Source organism: Streptomyces sp. NBC_01433, from assembly GCF_026340105.1.
Taxonomy (GTDB): domain Bacteria; phylum Actinomycetota; class Actinomycetes; order Streptomycetales; family Streptomycetaceae; genus Streptomyces.
On sequence record NZ_JAPEPM010000003.1, the window covers coordinates 1 to 18,807 of the forward strand.

The 18,807-nt window shown below is 71.7% G+C and carries 16 protein-coding genes; 10 read left to right on the forward strand and 6 right to left on the reverse strand.

Going from position 1 to position 18,807, the window contains the following annotated elements:
- Positions 1-2,533: sensor histidine kinase KdpD (locus tag OG413_RS36850; RefSeq protein ID WP_266813348.1), on the forward strand; the 2,533-nt coding region annotated here is incomplete at its 5' end.
- 210 nt (positions 2,534-2,743) lie between these two features.
- Here the strand turns inward: OG413_RS36850 and OG413_RS36855 are convergent.
- Positions 2,744-3,304 carry a hypothetical protein gene (locus tag OG413_RS36855; RefSeq protein WP_266813349.1) on the reverse strand — a complete coding sequence of 187 codons (561 nt, stop codon included), beginning with the start codon at positions 3,302-3,304 and terminating at the stop codon, positions 2,744-2,746.
- Positions 3,305-3,550: 246 nt separating this feature from the next.
- Here OG413_RS36855 and OG413_RS36860 point away from each other — a divergent pair, with 246 nt between their 5' ends.
- Positions 3,551-5,548, forward strand: coding sequence for an APC family permease (locus OG413_RS36860; RefSeq protein ID WP_266814235.1), 1,998 nt, complete (start codon positions 3,551-3,553; stop codon positions 5,546-5,548).
- A gap of 57 nt (positions 5,549-5,605) precedes the next feature.
- On the opposite strand, the gene OG413_RS36865 is transcribed toward OG413_RS36860, so the two are convergent.
- On the reverse strand, positions 5,606-6,265 hold the full coding sequence (locus OG413_RS36865; RefSeq protein WP_266813351.1) for a bifunctional 2-polyprenyl-6-hydroxyphenol methylase/3-demethylubiquinol 3-O-methyltransferase UbiG: 660 nt from the start codon (positions 6,263-6,265) through the stop codon (positions 5,606-5,608).
- Positions 6,266-6,470: 205 nt separating this feature from the next.
- Here OG413_RS36865 and OG413_RS36870 point away from each other — a divergent pair, with 205 nt between their 5' ends.
- Complete coding sequence (locus tag OG413_RS36870; RefSeq protein WP_266813353.1) at positions 6,471-7,151, forward strand: HNH endonuclease; 681 nt, start codon at positions 6,471-6,473, stop codon at positions 7,149-7,151.
- Positions 7,152-7,280: 129 nt separating this feature from the next.
- Positions 7,281-7,568: a hypothetical protein gene (locus OG413_RS36875; protein ID WP_266813355.1), complete on the forward strand. Its 288-nt coding sequence runs from the start codon at positions 7,281-7,283 to the stop codon at positions 7,566-7,568.
- A gap of 11 nt (positions 7,569-7,579) precedes the next feature.
- Here OG413_RS36875 and OG413_RS36880 read toward each other — a convergent pair whose 3' ends face one another.
- Both OG413_RS36880 and OG413_RS36885 read right to left on the reverse strand, forming a co-directional pair.
- A complete protein-coding gene (locus OG413_RS36880) occupies positions 7,580-9,217 on the reverse strand; it encodes a long-chain fatty acid--CoA ligase (RefSeq protein WP_266813357.1) in 1,638 nt (545 codons plus the stop codon).
- A gap of 50 nt (positions 9,218-9,267) precedes the next feature.
- Complete coding sequence (locus tag OG413_RS36885) at positions 9,268-10,233, reverse strand: triacylglycerol lipase (RefSeq protein WP_266813359.1); 966 nt, start codon at positions 10,231-10,233, stop codon at positions 9,268-9,270.
- Positions 10,234-10,441: 208 nt separating this feature from the next.
- On the opposite strand from OG413_RS36885, the gene OG413_RS36890 reads away from it, so the two are divergent.
- On the forward strand, positions 10,442-11,665 hold the full coding sequence (locus OG413_RS36890; RefSeq protein ID WP_266813361.1) for a CdaR family transcriptional regulator: 1,224 nt from the start codon (positions 10,442-10,444) through the stop codon (positions 11,663-11,665).
- A gap of 99 nt (positions 11,666-11,764) precedes the next feature.
- On the opposite strand, the gene OG413_RS36895 is transcribed toward OG413_RS36890, so the two are convergent.
- Positions 11,765-13,654, reverse strand: coding sequence for an ABC transporter ATP-binding protein (locus tag OG413_RS36895; RefSeq protein ID WP_266813363.1), 1,890 nt, complete (start codon positions 13,652-13,654; stop codon positions 11,765-11,767).
- A gap of 459 nt (positions 13,655-14,113) precedes the next feature.
- Between OG413_RS36895 and OG413_RS36900 the strand changes: the two genes are divergently transcribed.
- Both OG413_RS36900 and OG413_RS36905 read left to right on the forward strand, forming a co-directional pair.
- Positions 14,114-14,743 carry a DUF6629 family protein gene (locus OG413_RS36900; RefSeq protein WP_266813365.1) on the forward strand — a complete coding sequence of 210 codons (630 nt, stop codon included), beginning with the start codon at positions 14,114-14,116 and terminating at the stop codon, positions 14,741-14,743.
- A 73-nt stretch (positions 14,744-14,816) separates the two neighbouring features.
- Positions 14,817-15,524 (forward strand): RNase H family protein, encoded by a 708-nt coding sequence (locus tag OG413_RS36905; RefSeq protein ID WP_266813367.1) that lies wholly within the window; start codon positions 14,817-14,819, stop codon positions 15,522-15,524.
- Positions 15,525-15,697: 173 nt separating this feature from the next.
- Here OG413_RS36905 and OG413_RS36910 read toward each other — a convergent pair whose 3' ends face one another.
- Complete coding sequence (locus OG413_RS36910) at positions 15,698-16,180, reverse strand: ATP-binding protein (protein WP_266814237.1); 483 nt, start codon at positions 16,178-16,180, stop codon at positions 15,698-15,700.
- Between the two features lie 168 nt (positions 16,181-16,348).
- Between OG413_RS36910 and OG413_RS36915 the strand changes: the two genes are divergently transcribed.
- The 3 genes from OG413_RS36915 to OG413_RS36925 all read left to right on the forward strand — a co-directional run bounded on the left by OG413_RS36915 (position 16,349) and on the right by OG413_RS36925 (position 18,771).
- Positions 16,349-17,185 carry a Scr1 family TA system antitoxin-like transcriptional regulator gene (locus OG413_RS36915; RefSeq protein ID WP_266813369.1) on the forward strand — a complete coding sequence of 279 codons (837 nt, stop codon included), beginning with the start codon at positions 16,349-16,351 and terminating at the stop codon, positions 17,183-17,185.
- A gap of 89 nt (positions 17,186-17,274) precedes the next feature.
- Entirely contained in the window at positions 17,275-18,366 is a 1,092-nt protein-coding gene (locus tag OG413_RS36920) for a PP2C family protein-serine/threonine phosphatase (RefSeq protein WP_266814239.1), read from the forward strand.
- 150 nt (positions 18,367-18,516) lie between these two features.
- A complete protein-coding gene (locus tag OG413_RS36925) occupies positions 18,517-18,771 on the forward strand; it encodes a WhiB family transcriptional regulator (protein WP_266813371.1) in 255 nt (84 codons plus the stop codon).
- Positions 18,772-18,807 lie beyond the last annotated feature (36 nt).

Below are 18,807 nucleotides of genomic sequence, written 5' to 3' on the forward strand. Positions count from 1 at the left end.
GCTTCGGATCTATTTGGGTGCGGCACCCGGTGTCGGTAAGACGTACGCGATGTTGTCGGAGGCTCATCGTCGGGTGGAGCGGGGTACGGACTGTGTGGTGGCGTTCGTGGAGCATCATGGGCGGCCGCGTACGGAGGTGATGCTGCACGGTCTGGAGCAGGTGCGGCGCAGGGAGATCGAGTACCGTTCGGCGGTTTTCACGGAGATGGATGTGGATGCTGTTCTGGAGCGGGCTCCGGTGGTGGCGTTGGTGGATGAGCTGGCTCATACGAATGTGCCGGGTTCGCGTCATGCGAAGCGGTGGCAGGACGTGGAGGAGCTGCTGCGGGCGGGTATCGATGTGATATCGACGGTGAATATCCAGCATCTGGAGTCGCTGGGTGATGTGGTGGAGTCGATCACGGGGGTGCGGCAGCGGGAGACGGTGCCGGACGAGGTGGTGCGGCGGGCGGATCAGATCGAGCTGGTGGACATGTCGCCGCAGGCGTTGCGGCGGCGGATGGCGCACGGGAATATTTATCAGCCGGACAAGCTGGATGCGGCGTTGTCGAATTATTTCCGTCCGGGGAATCTGACGGCTCTGCGTGAGCTGGCGTTGTTGTGGGTCGCGGACCGGGTCGATGAGTATTTGCAGCAGTACCGGGGTGAGCACAACATCCGTTCGACGTGGCAGGCGCGTGAGCGGATCGTGGTGGGGCTGACGGGTGGTCCGGAGGGCCGTACGCTGATCCGTCGTGCGTCGCGGATGGCGGCGAAGGGGTCGGGCAGTGAGATTCTGGCGGTGTATATCGCGCGGAGTGATGGTCTGACGGCGGCGTCGCCGAAGGAGCTCACGGTCCAGCGGACGCTGGTGGAGGATCTGGGGGGGACGTTCCATCATGTGATCGGTGATGACATACCCGCGGCTCTTCTGGAGTTCGCGCGGGGTGTGAATGCGACGCAGATCGTTCTGGGTTCCAGCCGGCGCAAGACGTGGCAGTACATCTACGGTCCCGGTGTCGGTTCGACCGTCGCGCGTGATTCCGGTCCTGACCTCGATGTCCACATCGTCACCCATGAAGAGGTCGCCAAGGGCCGTGGTCTGCCCATCGCGCGCGGCGCCCGTCTGGGCCGCGCCCGCATCATCTGGGGCTGGCTCGTCGGCGTCGCCGGACCCGCACTGCTGACCACCCTGCTCACCAGCTTTCAGCCGGGCCCCGGACTCGCCAACGATGTGCTGCTGTTCCTGTCGCTCACGGTGGCCGCGGCGCTCCTCGGCGGTGTGCGGCCCGCCCTCGCCTCCGCGGCGGTGGGCTCGCTGCTGCTGAACTACTACTTCACTCCGCCCATCCATACGCTGACCGTCTCCGACCCGAAGAACATCGTCGCGATCGTGATCTTCTTCGCGGTCGCGGTGGCGGTCGCCTCCGTGGTGGATCTGGCGGCCCGCCGCACCCATCAGGCGGCCCGGCTGCGTGCCGAGTCGGAGATCCTCTCCTTCCTCGCGGGCAGCGTCCTGCGCGGCGAGACCAGTCTGGAGGCGTTGCTGGAGCGAGTCCGGGAGACCTTCGCCATGGATTCCGCGGTGCTGCTGGAGCGGGGCAGTGACGTCGACCCGTGGACCTGCGCGGGCAGCGTGGGTAACGCCCGCAGGGTCGAACAGCCCGAGGACGCCGACGTGGACGTACCGGTCGGCGACCACATGGCGCTCGCCCTGTCCGGCCGCGTCCTGCCCGCCGAGGACCGCAGGGTACTGGCCGCGTTCGCCGCGCAGGCCGTCGTCGTCCTGGACCGTCGGCGCCTGGTCAGCGAGGCCGAGGCAGCCCGCACCCTTGCCGAGAGCAACCGCATACGTACCGCCCTGCTCGCCGCCGTCAGCCATGATCTGCGTACCCCGCTGGCCGCCATCAAGGCCGCCGTCAGCTCGCTTCGCTCCGACGATGTCGCCTGGTCGGAGGAGGACGAGGCCGAACTCCTCGAAGGCATCGAGGACGGCGCCGACCGCCTCGACCACCTGGTCGGCAACCTCCTGGACATGTCCCGCCTCCAGACCGGCACCGTCACCCCGCTGATCCGCGAGACGGATCTCGACGAAGTCATCCCGATGGCACTGGCCGGGGTGCCGGACGACAGTGTCGAACTGGACATCCCGGAGTCGCTGCCGATGGTCGCCGTCGATCGCGGGCTGCTGGAGCGGGCCGCGGCCAACGTCGTGGAGAACGCCGTCAAGTACAGCCCCGACGGCGAAACGGTCCTGGTGTCGGCCAGCGCGCTCGGCACCCGGGTCGAGCTGCGCGTCGTGGACCGGGGCCGCGGGGTCGCGGACGAGGGCAAGGAACGGATCTTCGAGCCCTTCCAGCGGTACGGCGACGCCCCGCGCGGCGCCGGAGTCGGCCTCGGCCTCGCCGTCGCCCGCGGCTTCGTGGAAGCCATGGGCGGCACACTCGACGCCGAGGACACCCCCGGCGGCGGCCTGACCATGGTGCTCACCCTCCGGGTCGCGGACGGGCGCCCGCCCACGCGGCCCGACCTCCCGGCCCAGGCCACCTCGTGACGAAGGGCTGATCACGGGACGCCGCGCGGCCAACCGCTCGGAGCGGGCAGCCCCGGCCCTCGGGCGAGCCGCGCGCCAATCCGGCGGGGGCAACGGAACAGCCGACCGGGCGAGCCGCGCGCCCACCCACCGGGACGACGGGACAGCAGCCGGGGACGACGGATACCCACCCGGGACGACGGGACAGCAGCCGGGGACGAGGAACACCCCCTACTCGTCGAACCGCGAGATCTTGAAGATCGTCCGGGCGGTCGCCCCGTCGGTCTCCCGCGACAACTCCAGCAGCGCCGACTCCCCGTACCGCAGTTGCCCGCGCGCCTGCGAGACACGGGCCGCCGCGTCCACCTGATGCCACAGCGCGGGATTCGAGGCCAGCACCCGCGGATCCAGTTCGGCCCGGCCGCCGTCCTCGTCGCAGATGACGAGCCGCCGCACCACCTCGCCGGACCAGCGCGCCGAGACCAGCCGGTCGGTCCGTACCCGCTGCCTGCGCAGCGGTCCGCGCGACTCCAGCCAGTTCTCGCCCGCGGCCACCCGAGGGGGCAGCAGGATCACGAACAGCAGCAGCGCCAGCCCGGACCACAGAACCGTGCGGGGTGTCGTCAGTGTGCCGTCGCCCGCGTCGACGGTGACCAGCATCCCGAGGAACAGCGCCGCGCAACCGCACGCCGCCCGGAATTCCGCCGGCCAGTAGCTGTCGTGGACCGCGCCGGGTGTCGAGGGATCTCCGGCGGGCGGCCGGGTGGACCCCGGTGTGATGCGTCGATGCATGAGGCGACATTAGGAACACCACCCGTCGATCCGGAACGGTCTGACGCGTCTTTGACGCGGTGGCCGCCCGTCTTGACGGAGGTCTGACACGGCGGGTTCCCACGGGGTGCGGAAACACGCTTCCGAGCGTGCGCGGGCGCTACGCCGAATGCTCCACTGCTTCCGGGGTCCCCACGCGCGGCGACTTACGCTCGCCCTGTGTTCAACGTGCCGGAACTCCTCAAGCGCCTGGTGATCGGCCGGGCCATGCGCAGCGAGGACCTGGGCGAGACGCTGCTCAGCAAGCGGCTCGCCCTGCCGATCTTCGCGTCCGACCCGCTGTCCTCGGTGGCCTACGCCACCCAGGAGATCCTGCTCGTGCTCACGCTCGGGGGCCTGGCGTATCTCCACTTCACCCCGTGGATCGCTGCCTCGGTCGTGGCGCTGATGACGGTGGTGGTGCTCTCCTACCGTCAGGTCGTGCACGCCTACCCGAGCGGTGGTGGTTCGTACGAGGTGGCCTCGACGAACCTGGGACCGTCGGCCGGACTGGTGGTCGCCGCCTCGTTGATGGTCGACTACGTCATGACCGTGGCCGTGTCCGTGGCGTCCGGGGTGGACAACATCATCTCGGCGCTGCCCGCGCTGGTCGACCACCGGGTGCTGATGGCGCTGATCTTCGTCGCCCTGCTGACCGCGATGAACCTGCGCGGTGTGCGCGAGTCGGGCCGCATGTTCGCCGCTCCCACGTACCTGTTCATCGGCGGAGTGCTGATCATGGTCGCCACCGGCCTGCTCCGCTACGTGCTCGGCGACGCGCCGGTGTCGGAGAGCGCGGCGTACGGCATCAGGCCGGAGGCCGGGGAATCCAACCTCATGGGGCTGGCCCTGGTGATGCTGGTCCTGCGCGCGTTCTCCAGCGGCTGTACGGCCCTGACGGGTGTGGAGGCGATCTCCAACGGCGTCCCCGCCTTTCGCCGCCCCAAGTCGAAGAACGCCGCGACCACCCTGGCCGCGATGGGCCTCATCGCGATCACCATGTTCGTCGGCGTCACCACGCTCGCGCTGATCGCCAAGGTGCACATCACCGACAACGCCTGCCGGCTGACCGGCCTCGGCGGCGACTGCGCGGGCCACACCCAGCGCACCGTCATCGCTCAGGTCGCCGCCGCCGTCTTCGGCGGCGACAGCGTCGGCTTCTACTTCATCCAGGCGGCCACCGCCCTGGTCCTGATCCTGGCAGCGAACACCGCGTACAACGGCTTCCCGCTGCTCACCTCGATCCTCGCCCAGCACCGCTACCTGCCGCACCAGCTGCACAACCGGGGCGACCGGCTCGCCTTCTCCAACGGCATCCTGGCGCTGGCCGTTGTCGCCGGGCTGCTGCTGTGGGGCTTCAAGGCGGACGTGACGAGCCTGATCCACCTCTACATCCTCGGTGTGTTCACCTCCTTCACGCTCTCCCAGTCCGGCATGGTCCGGCACTGGAACCGTGAACTGCGCACCGAGACCGACCCCGTCGTACGACGGCGGCACCACCTGGCCCGCACCATCAACGCCACCGGAGCGGTCGTCACGGGGCTGGTCCTGGTCATCGTGCTGGCCACCAAGTTCACCCAGGGCGCCTGGCTCGCCGTCCTGGCCGCCGGGGTGCTGTGGCTGCTGATGCGGGCCGTCCGCCGCCACTACGACAGTGTCGCCGCCGAGCTCGAAGTCACCGACGCACACAGCGAACTGGCCCCTCCCTCCAGGGTGTTCGCGATCGTGCTGGTCTCCACGCCGCACAAGCCGACCCTGCGTGCCCTGGCCTATGCCCGCGCCTTCCGGCCGTACCAGCTGGAGGCCCTGACCGTCGCGGTCGACCCCGAGGCGCTGGCGGACCTCCAGCGGAAGTGGCAGGAGTACGACATCCAGGTGCCGCTGAAGGTCATCAGTTCTCCGTACCGCGAGATCACCAGGCCGGTCGTGCTGTACGTCCGCTCGATCCGGCGCGCCGGGCCGCGCGACGTCGTGGCGGTGTTCATCCCCGAGTACGTCGTCGGCCACTGGTGGGAGAACGCGCTGCACAACCAGTCGGCGCTGTGGCTGAAGAGCCGTCTGCTCTTCACACCGGGCGTGATGGTGATCAGCGTGCCGTGGCAGCTGCACTCCTCCCGCCACGCCAACCATCCGGCGGTACGTGCGCCGGGCGCCGTACGCCGCGGCGAACCCGCGCCGCCCGGCCAGTCGGCCGGAAAGCCGGTGGGCCACGACCGGCCGACGTGACCCGCCCTGCCCCGCCTCGGGGACGGAGACGGGGCAGGGCGGGGCGGTGCCGGTAGGTCAGAGGCGACGGCAGTGCAGGAAGAGCTGCGGCTCGGGCTCTCCCGCCGGGTGGGCGGGGGTGAACAGGCTGTTCTGCTCCCACTGGACCGAGAACCCGGCCTCCACCACCAGCGCGGTGAACTCCTCCGCGCCGAAACTCGTCACCCGCACAGGCCGGCCCATGAAGACGACGCCGACATCCTCCACATCCAGCGGCACCGTCGCCACGACCAGATGGCCTCCGGGCCTCAGCGACCGGCCGAGCCCGCGCAGCAGCCGGGACTGGTCCTCGCGGGACATCTGCAGCAGCGAGAAGTACGCGCAGACGGCATCGAAACCCTCTTCCTCCGCGTCCGCCCCGGCCGGCGGCATCGTACGGATGTCGGCGCACCGGAAGACCGCGCCGGGCACCTGCCGGGCCGCGATCTCCGTCATGACGGGCGACACATCGACGCCGAGCACCTCATGGCCCGCGTCGGCGAGGGTCTGCGCGGTCGGCCGCCCCGTACCGCTGCCCACGTCCAGGACCCGGCTGCCGGGCGCGAGGTCGGCCAGCAGCCGCTGGAGCGAGGCATGGTGGGCGGCCGAGTGGGCGAAGGCCCGTTCGTAGTCGGCCCCCAGCGAGTCGAACGCCGCTGCGGCCGAGAGGTGGTGGCCCTCACCCATGGAGTCGGTCATTAGGAGACGATCCTTCCCTCGCCCGGCGGTTCCCCGGGATGGTCGCATCATTCCCGGTGGCCATCAACGCCCACCGGAAACCCGCCGTGCCCACCGGGCACCGGGGGGCGGCGAAGGACCCTCTGCGGTGAACTTCCGCCCCCGCGCGGGTGAGTCAGCGGCTTTCGGGCCCGTCCGCGGTCCGGCACCCGCTATTCAGAGAGACATGACCACGAACTGGTGCCGCGGTGCCGGCGCCCTCACCCTCGTCGGCGCCCTGGCTCTCGCCCTCCCCGCCTTCGGCCCGCCCTCGCCCGCCCGTGCCGCGGAGGTCACCACGCTGGCGGACGCCGTGGGCCGGGTCCCCGTCGTCCCGGAACACGGCGGCGGCTTCACGCCCGGTGCGTTCCCTCACTGGAACGCGGGCCAGGACCTCAAGGACGGCTGCGACACCCGGGGCGAGGTGTTGCTCGACGAGGCGATCGAGGCGCCGAGTACCGGCGCCGGATGCGTGCTGTCGGGCGGCAGATGGCGGTCGAACTACGACGGCCAGGAGACCACCGAGCCCGGTTCCCTGGAAGTCGTCCACACCGTGCAGCTCGCCGAGGCATGGGAATCGGGGGCGTCGAAGTGGACCGCGGCCCGGCGTGAGGCGTACGCCAACGACCAGGGCGCGAGCACCTCGTTGACCGCGATCACGGCCCGTACCGCCAAGCAGCGTGGCGACCGTGACCCGGCCGACTGGCTGCCGCCGGTACCGGCGGAGCACTGCCGCTACATCGCCGAGTGGGTGGCGACCAAGCTGCGGTGGCGGCTCGACGCCGACACCGACGAGCACGAAGCGCTCAAGGTCTTCGCCGAGGGCCCCTGCGAGGACACCATCGTTCAGCACGTCACGGCGCCGTAGCCGCCGCCGGGGGCAGCCGGGCTACGGCTGCCCCGTCCGAGTTCTGTCCGAGTTCTGAGTATGTGACAGCGCGGCGGCTGAGTACCTTGTCCGATTCATCGCGGGCCGTCAGCTGGTGGGATGGACGGTATGAACAACGACTCCGAAGCGCCGCGGCACCCGCGTATCCAGCACGTCACCACCGCCGGATCCGCCCTGGCCGTGACGCTGCTCCCGCTCGTGGTCGGAGTCCTGCTGGCCAGGACGATGGCGGCGGACCCCATGACGTCGGTGAACGCGCTGGTCACCAACGGCGGCCATCGGGCCCGTGTGTCGCCGAAGGAGTGGCGCCGCTGCGGCAGGCACGCGCTGCGGCGGTGGAGACCGCCGAGCGCGTCTGACGGAACACCCCCTCGCGGGCCGCGGACCCGGCCGTAGGCGCGGCCCGGCTACACCGCCGCCGACCGCGGCAGCCGTTCGACGCGGAGCTCGTCCTGCGCGTACCGGCGGCGCAGCTCCTTCTTGTCGAACTTGCCGACGCTCGTCCTCGGGATCTCAGGCAGGACCGACCAGCGCTCCGGGAGTTGCCAGCGGGCGACCCGGTCACCGAGGTGGGCACGCAGTCCGGCGTAGTCGCCCGCCTCCCCGGCCCAGACCACCACGGCGAGCGGGCGTTCGTCCCAGCGGTCGTCCGGGACACCGATCACCGCCGCCTCCCGGACCGCGGGGTGGGCCATCAGATGGTTCTCCAGCTCGACCGACGAGATCCACTCCCCGCCCGACTTGATGACGTCCTTCGCCCGGTCCGTCAGGCGCAGACAGCCGTCGGAAGTGAGGGTGCCGAGGTCGCCGGTACGCAGCCAGCCACCGTTGAACTTGTCGGACGGCGCCCCGACGAGGTGGTACGAGCCGGTCACCCACGGGCCCCGGACCTCGACCTCTCCCACCGTCGCACCGTCGTTCGCGAGAACCGTGCCGTCCTCACCGGTGAGCCGGAGCTCGACCCCCGCCGGGGGCCGGCCGGCCGCGGAGCGGTAGCGCATGGCCGCTTCCGGGGAGCGCACATGATGCGGCGCCCTGGCGACCGTGCCGAGCGGTGAGGTCTCGGTCATGCCCCAGGCGGCGACGACCCGTACGCCGTGCCGCTCCTCGAAGCCGGTCATCAGCGACGGCGGGCAGGCCGCGCCGCCGACCAGGACCTCGCGCAGCGAGGACATGTCGCCGCCGTGGGTGTCGAGATGGGCCAGCAGCGCCGCCCAGACGGTGGGGACGGCGGCCGCGGTGTGCGGCTTCTCGGCGGCGATGAACCCGGCCAGCGGTTCGGCCTGGAGATGCGGGCCGGGGAGGAGCAGGGAGGCACCGGCCATGAAGGCGGCGTACGGCATTCCCCAGGCCATGGCGTGGAACATCGGCACGACGGCGAGGGCGCGCTTCGAGTCGTCCAGGCAGAGGGCTTCCGGCATGCACACCTGCATGGAGTGCAGATAGATCGAACGGTGGGAGTAGACAACTCCCTTGGGATCACCGGTGGTTCCGGAGGTGTAGCACATCGCGGCAGCCGCGTCCTCGTCGATCTCCGGCCAGTCGAAGTCTCTCGGTGCGCAGGCGAGCAGTTCCTCGTAGCGGTGGACCCGCACTCCGGGAAGGTGCGGCAGCGGTCCCTCGCCCACGACGACGAGGTGCTCGACATCGGGCAGTCCGGGCAGCAGCGGGGCGATCAGCGGCACCAGGCTCGCGTCCGCCAGGACGACGCGGTCCTCGGCATGACGGGCGATGTGCCGCAACTGATCGGCGGGCAGCCGCAGATTGAGCGTGTGGAGCACGGCGCCCATGGACGGGATGGCGAGATACGCCTCCAGGTGTTCCTGGTCGTTCCACATCAGGGTGGCCACCCGCTGGTCGCCGGTGACGCCGAGGCCGCGCAGTGCGGCCGCCAGCCTGGTCGCCCTGAGAGCGACCTCCGCGTAGGTGGCGCGCCTGGCCGCCCCGCCCGTCCAGGTGACCGCCTCGCTGCGGCCGTGCACGGTGGCGCCGTGACGCAGCAGGGTGGTCACGGTCAGGGGATGACGCTGCATGGTGCTGAGCACAGAGGTCTCCTGGTGAACGGGAGGGGCGGCTACGGGCGGGTGGAACGGTGTTACGGGAGGACGCGGCAGCCCGTCCTGGTGGCGTTGGCCGGATCGAGGACGTTCATCACCTCGTGCAGCACCTCGGAGTCGACCTGCATCGTGGCGTGCTGGGCCAGGTCGTACCAGCACATGTCCTGGGTGTAGAGGTTGCGGACGTTCGGGCCCTGGAGGAACTGCGAGGCGACCGGTGTCACGATGTAGTCGAGCTTCGTGGAGATCACGGTGTACTCGACGCCGGGCGCGGTGTCCCCGCCCGCGTTGACCTTCTGCAGGAACGCCGAACCAGGGGTCTGGTCCAGGCAGCCGGGGCACCAGCTCTCCAGCAGCGCCTCCGGTGCGCCCTTGATGCTCTGGAGCAGGGTGGCGAGGCCGGACAGGGTGGTGCCGTGGCTGGTCGGAGCGAGCGCGATGTACCTTTCGGTCTTCTCCGCCCCGCCCAGGAACTTCTGGTAGTAGCGCGGCAGCAGCCCGCCCTGGGAGTGCCCGACCATGTCGATCTTCGACGCGCCGGTCGCGGCGAGCACACCGTCGACGAAGGTCTTCAGCTCGGCGGCCGACCGCTCCATCGGGGCGATCGCGGCCAGCACCGGGATGCTGGGCATCCGGCCGTACGTCGGCGCGAACACGCAATAGCCCTTGGCCTTGAGCAGCGGGGCCAGCTCGATCCAGTTCAGGGTGCCGGTCACGAAGGTGCCGTGCACCAGGACGACCGGGCGCGGGTGTGCGGCGCTCGGCCTGCAGTTCCAGTCGTTCGCGCCGGGCAGCGCGACCGCCTGAAGCGCCTTGGCCGCGTCGATCGCACCTCCGGCGTCGGCGGTGGAAGCGGTGGCGGAGGTGGGGGTCGTGGGGGTGGGGGAAGCGGTGGGGGTGGCTGCCGCGGCGTGGGTGGCGCCGAGGCCGGCGGTGATGAGGATCCCGGCCGCGCACAGAGCTGCGGCGCGTCCCGTGCGCCGAAGCCGGATGCGGATGGACATGATGCCCTCCCGGATGTCGGTCGACCCGGCGGCTCCGGGTCGGCGCACATGGCAGCACCGCCGGGCCCCGGCCCGCGAGAGTAGACGCGGGATTGGTTGCCGGGTGCCAAACCCGAAGGTGCCGTGTTGTGCGCCGTGCACAGTGGCGGCAAGGAATTCCGGTCAGGGGTCTCCCGTTTCCGGCCGGGGCGTGCCACCCTCACCGGCCATGGAGCCGACGACGCTGTCACCCCGCACAGACGGTGCGCCGCCCGTCAGCGTGCCCCTGCTCATCGGGGAGGTACGGGACGAGCTGCGGAGCCGGTTCGCCCCGGCGGCCGACCGGATGGCCGCGCAGATCCTCGTCGAGGATCCCGCGTACGCCCGGCTGATCGGCCGCAAGGAGCTGGGCGACCGCATCCATCGCAACCTCTGCCAGGCCCTCACCGGTATCGCCCAGGCCGCTCAGAACCTGCCCGTGGACCTTCAGGACGCCATGAGCACCGGGAGCCGCCGCGTCGAACAGGGACTGCCGCTGGCCTCCCTGCTGCACAGCTACCGGCGGGGCGGCAGGCTGCTGTGGGAAATGATGTACGAGGTGATCGCCGAGCGTCGCCCCACCGCCCTGCCCGTGCTGCTCCCCGCTGCTGCCGTCGTCTGGGACGTCCTGGAACAGATCACCGACGCCGTCGCCGAGTCCTACCGGCAGGCCGAGGCCGCCCGCGCGGCCCGTGACCAGGAGCGCCGCCACTCGCTGCTCGACGCCCTGCTCGACGGATCGGGAGTGGCCGCCGGGCTCGCGTCCGAGGCCGCCGCCCGCCTGGGCCTCCCCGAACGCGGACGCTACGCCGTCATCGTCCTGCGCCCGGTCCCCGGTGCCCTGCCGCCGTCGTCCGACCCCGGCGCCGAGCTGCACTCGGGCCTGCGCATCCTCTGGCGGATCAGGGCGGACGGCGAGACCGGGCTGGTGCCCCTGGGCAGCGGCGGCCCCGAGGACCTCCGCAAGCTCCTGGCGGGTTACGACGTACGGGCCGGGGTCAGCCCGGTGGTGGGCTCCCTGGCCGACCTCGGGCGGGCGCGCTGGCTGGCCGAACTGGCCCTGCGGACCTGGCGGCCCGGCGGGGCGCCGACCGTGCTGCTCGACGAGCGGCTGCCCGACGCCCTGGTCGCCGCCCAGTCGGACCTGGCCAGACGGCTGCGTACGGTGGTTCTGGGGCGGGTCCTCGCGCTCCCCGCGGAGGAGTGCGGCACGCTCCTGACCACGCTCGGCGTCTGGCTGCGGGCGGGCGGCTCCTCGGTCGTCGCGGCCGAGCGCCTGTACTGCCACCGCAACACGGTCTCCAACCGGCTGCGTCGCCTGGAGCAGCTCACCGGACGGACACTCACCGACCCGGCCGGCGCGGTCGAACTGTCCCTCGCCCTGGCCGCCGTGGAGCAGCTCGGAGCGCAGTGACATCCACGTCGCGCCGTCCCGCGATTCGATGACCCCGGCGGACGATGCGGCCGCCGGGGCGGTGGAGTGGAGTGCGGGGCGTTCCCGGCGGCCGGTGGTTCAGTGGACGGGCTGCGCCTCGGGGGCCGACGGCCGCTCGAACTGGGTGCGGTGCAGCTCCTCGTACCGTCCTCGGGCGGCCAACAGCTCGGTGTGCGTGCCGCGTTCCACGACCCGGCCCTCCTCGATGACCAGGATCAGATCGGCGGCGCGTACGGTCGAGAGCCGGTGGGCGATCACCACGGCCGTCCGGCCCTCCAGCGCTTCGGCCAGGGCCTCCTGAACGGCCGCCTCCGAGGTGGAGTCGAGGTGGGCGGTCGCCTCGTCGAGGATGACGACCCGCTGACGGGCCAGCAGCAGCCGGGCGATGGTCAGCCGTTGCCGCTCGCCCCCGGAGAGCCGGTAGCCGCGCTCGCCCACCACCGTGTCCAGACCGTCGGGCAGGGATGCGATCAGTCCGTCGAGCCGCGACCGGCGCAGGGCGTCCCAGATGTCGTCCTCGCTGGCCCCGGGCCGGGCGAGGAGCAGGTTGGCGCGTACGGACTCGTGGAAGAGGTGCCCGTCCTGGGTGACCATGCCGAGCGTGTCCCGGATCGAGTCGGCGCTCAGATCGCGTACGTCGACGCCGTTCAGCCGTACCGAACCGGAATCCGCGTCGTACAGCCGGGGCAGCAGCTGCGCGATCGTCGACTTGCCCGCACCCGAGGAGCCGACCAGGGCGATCATCCGGCCGGGTTCGGCCCGGAAGGAGACGTCGTGCAGGACCTCGGTGCCACCCCGGCTGTCGAGCGTCGCGACCTCTTCGAGGGAGGCGAGGGAGACCTTGTCGGCGGACGGGTAGCCGAAGGAGACCCCGTCGAACTCCACGGACACCGGGCCTTCGGGTACCTGGCGGGCGTCCGGCTTCTCGGCGATCAGGGGCTTCAGGTCGAGGATCTCGAAGACCCGCTCGAAGCTGACCAGGGCGCTCATCACCTCGACCCGGGCACCGGCCAGCGCGGTCAGCGGGGCGTACAGCCGGGTCAGCAGCAGGGCGAGGGCCACGACGGCGCCCGGTTCCAGGCTGCCGCGCAGGGCGTAGTAGCCGCCGAGCCCGTAGACCAGGGCGAGCGCCAGGGCGGAGACCAGGGTGAGGGCGGTGATGAACGTGGCCTGCGCCATGGCCGTACGGATGCCGATGTCGCGTACCCGGCCGGCCCTGGCGGCGAATTCGGCGGACTCGTCGGCGGGGCGCCCGAAGAGCTTGACCAGGGTCGCGCCGGGGGCGGAGAACCGCTCGGTCATCTGGGTGCCCATGGTGGCGTTGTGATTGGCGGCCTCGCGCTGGAGGCCCGCCATCTTCGTGCCCATCCGGCGGGCGGGCACGACGAACACCGGCAGCAGGACCAGGGCGAGCAGGGTGATCTGCCAGGAGATGGTGAGCATCACGGCGAGGGTCAGCAACAGGGTCACCAGGTTGGACACGACGCCGGACAGCGTATTGCTGAAGGCGCGCTGGGCGCCGATCACGTCGTTGTTCAGCCGGCTGACGAGCGCACCGGTGCGGGTCCTGGTGAAGAAGGCGACCGGCATCCGCTGCACGTGGTCGAAGACCGCGGTACGCAGATCGAGGATCAGCCCCTCGCCGAGGGTGGAGGACAGCCATCGGGTGAGCAGACCGAGACCCGCCTCGGCGACCGCGATGAGGGCGATCAGCAGTGCGAGCCGGGTGACCGTGCCGGTGTCCCGGCCCTGCACGATCGCGTCGATGACGCGCCCCGCGAGTACCGGCGTGGCGACCGCGAGCAGTGCGGTGACCACGCTGAGCAGCAGAAAGCGGTTCATCCGGCGGCGGTGCGGCCGGGCGAAGGCCACGATGCGGCCCAGGGTGGCCCGGGAGAAGGGCCGCCGGTCCTGCTGGGCGTTCATCGCGCTGTGCAGCGATGACCACGCCGTGACTTCCATGTCCATGGGATGCTCCGGAATCTGATGGCCGACGTGCGGATCCCGTCGGCCGTGCGGCCGCCGGTACACAGCACGCTAGGACCTCAGGCAAGCTTGAGGTCAAGCGGGCGCGTGCGGGCGGGAACTCCCGTACCTTATGGGCGTACGACGGGGGAACACCGCATGCGTGTAAGAGAGTTGGGTGTCGCCCTCGACGGCTGGCCGGGCCGGTGGAACACGACCACCGATGCGCTGAGGTGCCCGGTGGCTGCCGGGGCGACGGACGCCGCGTGGGGCGGGTGCCGCATGGGGCGGGCGACGCGCGGGGCGGACGGGGCGCGGGGCGGACGGGGCGTGCGACGGGTGTCGCATGGGGCGGACGGGGCGTGCGGCGGGTGCCGCGTGGGGCGGCGTCCGGAACCGCGGAGCCGTAGCGTTGCCCCGGAAACGACCGTTGCGCGCGAGTCCGGGCCCGGGGGTGACGCCATGTGCTGGAGTGCGACCGCCGATCTGGCGGCGGGCACCGTCATCGTCGCGATCGGCGTGGCCGCCGTCGCGCGCACCCGCAGGGCCCGCGATCTTCCCCTGGCCGCGCTGCCCCTGCTGCTCGGGGCGCACCAGATCATCGAGTCGGTGGTCTGGCGCTCCGACGGCGGCACCGGCCCGGCCACCGTCGCCTGGGCGGTCATCGCGCTTCCGCTGCTGGCCCTGTGGGTGCCGCTGGGCGTCTTCTGCGCGGCTCCTGCCCGTGCTCGCGCCCGGCTGCTGGTGCCCCTCGCCGCCGGAGCGGTCACCGCCGCGTTCCTCGGGTACGCCCTCTTCGCCCGCCCGGTGACGGCCGAGGTCAGGGGACACACCCTCGGGTACGTACTGAACCTGCCGCATCCGCTGTTGCTCGTCGCGGGCTATCTCCTCGCCACCGTCGGCTCGCTGCTCCTGTCGGGCGACCGGCGCCTGGTGTTCCTCGGGGTGCTCGTCGCGGTCGGTGCCGCAGTCTGTGCGGCGCTGTGGCGGTTGGAGTTCATCTCCACCTGGTGCGCGTTCGCGGCGGTGTGCTCCGTCGTCCTGCTCGGCTGGGCGGGCCGAAGGCCCCCGGTGGCCGTGGCGGCGCCGTGAGCGAGGGATGAATCCGACCGGACGCCGGACAGACGGAACCGATCGGTCATGCGGTGCTGGCATGATCAGGGGCATGGACGAGTGCATCATCGCCGCGTGTGACGGGGCGTCGAAGGGTAATCCCGGGCCGGCTGCCTGGGCGTGGGTCGTGGCCGACGCGCAGGGGCGCCCGGAGCGCTGGGAGGCGGGCCCGCTGGGCACCGCCACCAATAACGTCGCGGAGCTGACGGCTCTGCTGGAACTGCTGGAATCCACCGATCCCGCCGTGCCCACCGAGGTGCGGATGGACTCGCAGTACGCGATGAACGCGGTGACGAAGTGGCTGCCGGGCTGGAAGCGCAACGGCTGGAAGACCTCGGGCGGCAAGCCGGTCGCCAACCGGGAGCTGGTCATGCGGATCGACGACCGGCTGAGCGGCCGGAACGTGACCTTTCGCTACGTGCCCGCCCACCAGGTGAACGGGGACCCGCTGAACGCGCTGGCCGATCAGGCCGCCAGCGAGGCCGCGGTCGCGCAGCGGGCGGCGGGCACGGCACACGGTTCCACGGAACTGCCGACGCCCGCTCCTGCCCGGTCCACCAAGGGCGGCCGGTCGGAAGGTACGGGTGAACCGGCCGGTAATGCGGCGGGTGCCTCGCGCTCGGGGCGCTCCACCACCAGCACGATCCGGGCCAGATTCGCGGGCCGGTGCCACTGCGGAAAGCCGTACGCGGCCAAGGACATGATCGCGAAGAACCCGAACGGCTGGGGCCACCCGGAGTGCCGGGCAGTCTCGGCCTGACGCGGTACCGGGCGGCGCGGGCAGGGGTGCTCGGCACTGACGTGGTGCTCGGCGGCGCGGACAGGGGGCGCTGAGCTCTGAAGCGGTGCCGGGCGCCCGGAGGCGGTACCTGGCGGTCCGTGGCGCCGTCCGGCGGCGTGACCGCCCCGCTCGGCCCGGTCCCGGCGCGCGGATCAGATGTCGGCCCAGACCAGCCGGCCCGCCAGGGCGACGCGCGTCCCCCACCGCGTCGCCAGCGCGTCCACGAGCAGCAGGCCCCTGCCGTCCTCCGGCAGTGACATGTCCGCGTCCCGGACATCGAGACCGTCGGGACTGCCAGGACCGTCGGGACTGCTGGGACTGTGGGGGCCGTCGGGACTGCCGGGACTGCCGGAACCGTCCGACGTTTCCGCGGTACGGGGCGCGGACCCAGCCAGGTCTCCGGGTGGGGCCGGGGACGGAATACGGGCCAGGCCGCGGTTCCATACGCAGATGCGTACCCCGTCGGCGGAGCGGAGCAATCGGCACCGGATCCGTCGGGTGCTGGTGTGCTGCACGGCGTTCGTGACCAGTTCGGTCACTATCAGGGCCGCGGTTTCGACGCGGTCCGCCGGTTCGCCCCACGCCCGCATCGCCTCCTGCACACGGTGACGGGCTTCCGGAACGCCTTTGGCGATGCGGGGAACCCACCAGCTGTGTGCCCGTGTGCTGCCAGCATCGGGAGCGCGTTTCGCGCAACTGACTATTTCCGACATGTATGTACTCTCGGTGCAAAGCGCATACTTTGCAAGCGACAGAGTGTGCCCATTGCTCCCCATTGAGGCCCCACCGAGGAAGGCACGTGCATGAGACCCCGATCCGGCCCCACCGTGGAGCACCGCGTCCTGGCGGCACGACTCCGGCTGCTGCGGGAGCGGGCAGGCGTCAGTCTGCAGGCGGCGGCCGAGGCGCTGGACGCCCACCCGGCCACCGTGCGGCGCATCGAACGGGCCGAGACCGGACTGGACGCCCGGCAGGTCGGGGAACTGCTCGACTGCTACGAGGTCCCGGCCGCGGTGGCCGAACCGATCATGGCCGGACTCGGCGCCGCGAACCTGCCCGGATGGTGGCACCGGTGGCGGGACGCGATGGAGAGCTGGCAGCAGGACGTCATCGGCATGGAATCCTCGGCCAGCCTCGTGCGGACCTGGCACCCCGCGCTCGTACCGGAACTGCTGCGCACCCCCGCGTACGCCGATGCGCTGTACCGGGTGCAGTACCCCGAAGACACCCCCGCCCAGCTGGAGCGGCGCGTCGAGCTGCTGCGGGAGCGCCAGCGCCGTCTGCGCGACCGCGGCGCCGCGCTGTGGGCGCTGCTGCCCGCCGCCGCCCTGCACACCCTGGTCGGCGGCCACGACGTCATGGACGAACAGCGCGGAACACTGGCCGACGCCACGCACCGGAAGCACCTCACCGTGCAGGTGGTTCCGCTCGATCATCCGCCGCACGCCATGACCGGCGTACCGCCGCTGCACCTGCTGCGGGTGCCCGCACCCGAGATCGGTGACCAGGCCATCCTGGAGACCCCGGGGGTCCGGGTGGACATCATCGACGACCCGGACATCGTGATGGACCACCGCATCCGGCTCGACGCGGCGTGCGCGGCCGCCCCGCACCCCGGCACGCCGCTGCCCGGCTGGTGAGCGGGGCCGCGCACCGGCGGTGACTGGGATGGCGGCGGGCGACGGTGACCGGGATGGCGGCGGGCGCCGGTGCCGGACAGGGTGGGGGAGTGGTGCAGCCGCGCAGAGCCCAGTGGATCCCCGTCGGGGTCATCGTCCTGGCCGTCGTGTTCGACCTGGTGACCCCGACCGATGTGACCTCCGCCCCGCTGCTCACGGTGGCACCCGTCGCCGCCGCACCGCTGCTGGGGCTTCGGGGCATCATCGCGGTCGGCCTCCTCTCCATGGCCGTCCACGCGGTGCTCGCCCACTTGGACGGCACTTTCGGCTGGGAGCGGGGCGCGGCCAACCAGATCACCCTGCTGGCCGTAACCGTGCTCGCCGTCTTCATCAACCGCACGCTGGAGGGCCAGCACGCCACGACCCGGCGCGCCCGACAGGTCGCCGCGGTGGCCCAGCGCGCCGTGCTGCCCAGGCCCCCGTCGCGCCTGGGCGACCTGCGCATCGCGGCGCTCTACGTGCCCGCCGAGGACGAGGCCATGATCGGCGGCGACCTCTACGTCGTACAGGAAACTCCGTTCGGTACGCGCGTGATGGTCGGGGACGTACGGGGCAAGGGGCTCGGTGCCGTGAGCGCGGTCTCCGCGGACCTGGGGGCCTTCCGGTACGCCGCGGACCAGGCCGAGGACCTGCCCGGCCTGGTGCTCTCACTGGAGCACGCGCTCCTGCGTGAGGGCGGGCGGCGGGGCGGCCAGGAGCAGGAGGAGGGGTTCACCACCGCCCTGATCGCGGAGTTCGCCGCAGACCTCACCGCCGTACGCATCGTCAACCGCGGCCACCCGCCGCCCCTGCTGCTGGACGAACAGGGGGTGGCCACCGCGCTCGAACCGTCGGAGGAGGCGCCTCCGCTGGGGATGAGCGCGCTGGGAACCTGGCGGTCCCCCGTCGACACCTTTCCCTTTCCGCCCGGCGCGACGCTGGTGTGTTTCACGGACGGCATCACCGAGGCCCGCGACGTCAACGGAACGTTCTACGACCCCGCCGTGCGCCTGCCGGAGCTGCTCCGGCACCGCGCGCTCGTCGGCGAACCCGCCACTCCGGCGCAGATCCTCCACGCCCTGATCGAGGACGTGGGACGCCACACCGGTGGCAGGGCCCAGGACGACCAGGCGCTCCTCGCGCTGCACCGCCCCCGGCACTGATCCTGTGCACCCGGACTGCCCGCCGGGCCGACCGGCTCCGCCCTCCCCGATACGTACTGCCGCGCTGTTTGTGGTTTGAGGTGCCTGTCGTCGGTCATTCGCACCGGTACGGACCGAACCAACCGACCCCGAACTTCGGGAGTGAGTCACATGGAGAACTGGCGCATGCGCGCGGCCTGCCGCGAGGTGGACCCCGACCTGTTCTTCCCCATCGGGAGCACAGGTCCGGCACTCGTCCAGACCGAGGACGCCAAGGCGGTCTGCGCGACCTGCCCGGTGCGGGCGCAGTGCCTGCGGTGGGCTCTGGAGAACGGACAGGACTCCGGCGTCTGGGGCGGCCTGGGCGAGGACGAGCGGCGCGCCCTGAAGCGCCGCACCCGCAGGCGCGTCAAGGAGACCCGCTGACCGCCGACGCGCCGGTGCTCGCCACCCGCGGCACCG